We start from the raw sequence: 2,783 nt of genomic DNA, 5'->3' as shown, positions 1-2,783 counted from the left end.
ATACACTGTCAGTGTAGCGATTTGGGGCCAGCCTATTTTTACTTGCTATCACTTTGCCTTGGACACCGAGGTTTAAAACGAATGCTGTGAAAAATTTGATTAAGCACCTCAGACATCACCAAACCAACTGCTATCGCCCCTGCGATCATCAGTGTGTTTATAGCCAGCTCCAGTGCCTGAGGATAATGTTGTTGTACGAATTGGCGCATGGCATTATAGGCCATTCCTCCTGGCACGAGGGGGATCATGCCTGCCACGCTGAAAATAATCACAGGCATTTTGTACAGTCTGGCAAAACCTTGACTGACAATGCCGATAAGGATCGTGGCTAAAAGGCTGGCGGTCACAGGTCCCATGCTATCCGTGGTTGAATAATAGACGAGCCAGCCCAGCATACCGACAAAACCACATTGCAGCAGCGAGCGTTTGGGGGCATGGAACAGTATACCGAAAGCAGCGGTAGCAATAAAGCTTGTGAATAATTGTGCAAGCATAAGCTTGAATCTCCTCCAAATTACATATAAGAAATGATAACTGCAACACCAGCCCCAATAGCAAAAGACGTCAGGCAAGCATCTGCGCCTTTGGAGAGCCCTGAGACGAGGTGCCCGGACATTAAATCCCGAAGGGCATTTGTAATTAATAAGCCTGGTACCAATGGCATGACGGAACCGATGATAATCTTATCCATCATCTGTCCCCAGCCGACGATCACTAACAGAGCCGCCAGCAAGCCGATTAGAAAAGATGCAGAAAATTCTGAGAAAAACTTAACCTTAACGAGTCTGTGAAAATATTGTAAGGCTGCAAATCCGATACCGCCGCACAACACAGCTGAGGGGAAATCTCGCCAGATTCCACCAAACATGATCATAAAGCAACCGCTGGCCAGCGCCGCAGCGATCAGCTGTACACGATTGGAATAGCGGAGGGGTCCACGTTCAATTTCCGAAAGCTCTTTTACGGCTGCGCTGGGAGACAAGGCGCCTGTGCTGATTTTACGTGAAATAGAATTGACCTCTGTTACCTTGTGCAAATCTGTGGTTCGCTCTACAATCCGGATGAGCTTGGCAGGTTCCGAATCATTGATGGCAAAAAAAATTCCAGTTGGCGTTACATAGCTATGGGACTCGGGTATGCCATAGGCCGAAGCAATGCGGGACATCGTGTCTTCAACACGATAGGTCTCGGCTCCATTTTGCATCATCAGTTTGCCAGCTAGCAGACAAACCTCAATGATTTCAGGAGTAGGATAGGAATGATTATTCATGCTCGCTCTCTTTCATGCGTCCGGGTCGTTGGACCCTGTTGTTTTCATTTATTGTAGCACAAAAAGCCGCCTTTTCAGAGGCGGTTAGATGGGGCGAATCTAGGGAATTTATCAAGATTCTATCGTATCGGGAATAACGGTGTAGTAGGACTCTTCTAGGTATGTTGCAGCCTCAGACAAGCCCATTAATTTAAGCTGTCCTGTTACAAAAGCACGAAGAGCAGAATGGGTGAACAGATGCTGTGTCTGAGCGTCCCGAATAAAGGCAAGTCTGGCTTCACGCGAACCGCTACGGAACAACTCACGTACAGCTTCACCTTGTTGTTCCCAAAGGAATGGCTCCGTAACGTTCAAGAAGTTGCTTTCAATAGAAGAGTTGTGCTTTGTCAAAGAAGATGCCTGAATACCCAACCCATTCAACGTAGGAGCAACTTCATTTTGCTTTCGTTCTGTTCGCAAGCTGTCGATATAGGCAGCCATATCTTGAATGGGGAGAATGCCAAAGCGTTCACGAAAGCATTCGCGTACAAATACAGTACGTTCATCTACAGCCTGCGCAGGACGCTGACCAGCATGTCCAGAATAATCAGCTCCACTGGCGTAGTACCGCTTTAATGAACTGTTTTCTGTATAAACCACGCTTAAAAAATCCTGCAAATGGCGGGCAACCACCCATACCCCCGTCCAATCGACGGGAGAAACACATACAATCGGAGCCTGTGAAAGGTCCTTTTTAAGGCCAAAATCGGTTAAAAAGCCATAATGTATCCCGTCCACCCCAGCATGTGCAAAAGGAATAACATCAGGCGGTGTAGCCATATATCGCGGAGCGCGGCCCTGTTCCATAACTAATCCCAAATCAAAACTCAGAGAATGCCGGTTCGCTTCAAGCTCCTGTTCAAACTCTATAAGTGCCTCAATCAAAGGTGTGGCTGATCCATAGGCTAGGTTAGAACCGGAATCCATTGCATATACCTCCCTTTTTCAAGTACATCTGTAAAGCGTTCATCCCTAAAAGGTACGTGATTTTACACGAAATGTAAACCTGTATGACGAATATTTTCAAAAATGTGACCTTTTACCCGTGTGCTGTCAAATAAAACGCTTACGTTCAAACCAGGACAAGATACCTATGTTAGCGCAGCAGAGAAGTAAAGTGAGCTTGCGAAGATGCAGTTTTTTCAGTGTATGTTATCACCTGTGAAGTGTGAATGCGGGCTACAGCCTAGTAAGCACGGGGTGCAACGTAATAGGTCAACGGGTATAATATCAGGACAAGGTAAAGAGGAGCGTCATCCAAAGAATGAACAGAAAGAAGTGGGCATATGAACTTGCAAAAGAAGGCAGTCTTTTTTGATGTGGATGATACGATGTACGATCATTTGCACCCTACACGTGATGCACTGCGTACAGTATTAGGATTGAGTGAGCATTTTCCTTATGAGGAAGCCTATCACCGTATTCGCTATTACAGCGATTTACTGTCAGCTAAAGGAGGACTATTGGAGGGGAA

Annotated in this window: 3 protein-coding genes and 1 pseudogene; 1 reads left to right on the top strand and 3 read right to left on the bottom strand. The window is 46.2% G+C overall.

Features of this window, described 5'->3' with window-relative positions:
• Positions 1–38: 38 nt before the first annotated feature.
• From AC5V8P_RS24920 to AC5V8P_RS24910, 3 genes are all read right to left on the bottom strand, one after another.
• Entirely contained in the window at positions 39–494 is a 456-nt protein-coding gene (locus AC5V8P_RS24920) for a threonine/serine exporter family protein (RefSeq protein ID WP_063208213.1), read from the bottom strand.
• A 20-nt stretch (positions 495–514) separates the two neighbouring features.
• On the bottom strand, positions 515–1,270 hold the full coding sequence (locus AC5V8P_RS24915) for a threonine/serine exporter family protein (RefSeq protein ID WP_064795359.1): 756 nt from the start codon (positions 1,268–1,270) through the stop codon (positions 515–517).
• A 111-nt stretch (positions 1,271–1,381) separates the two neighbouring features.
• Complete coding sequence (locus tag AC5V8P_RS24910) at positions 1,382–2,236, bottom strand: hypothetical protein (protein ID WP_064795358.1); 855 nt, start codon at positions 2,234–2,236, stop codon at positions 1,382–1,384.
• A 359-nt stretch (positions 2,237–2,595) separates the two neighbouring features.
• Between AC5V8P_RS24910 and AC5V8P_RS24905 the strand changes: the two are divergent.
• Positions 2,596–2,783: pseudogene (locus tag AC5V8P_RS24905) on the top strand (HAD family hydrolase); the annotation flags it as partial.

Source organism: Paenibacillus sp. N119s, assembly GCF_059447605.1.
This window is presented reverse-complemented; position numbering and strand designations above follow the sequence as displayed.

Excerpts from the sequence above, each read along its gene's own strand:
- AC5V8P_RS24910 (WP_064795358.1), bottom strand. The coding sequence starts at position 2,236 with ATGGATTCCGGTTCTAACCTAGCCTATGGATCAGCCACACCTTTGATT.
- AC5V8P_RS24915 (WP_064795359.1), bottom strand. The coding sequence starts at position 1,270 with ATGAATAATCATTCCTATCCTACTCCTGAAATCATTGAGGTTTGTCTG.
- AC5V8P_RS24920 (WP_063208213.1), bottom strand. The coding sequence starts at position 494 with ATGCTTGCACAATTATTCACAAGCTTTATTGCTACCGCTGCTTTCGGT.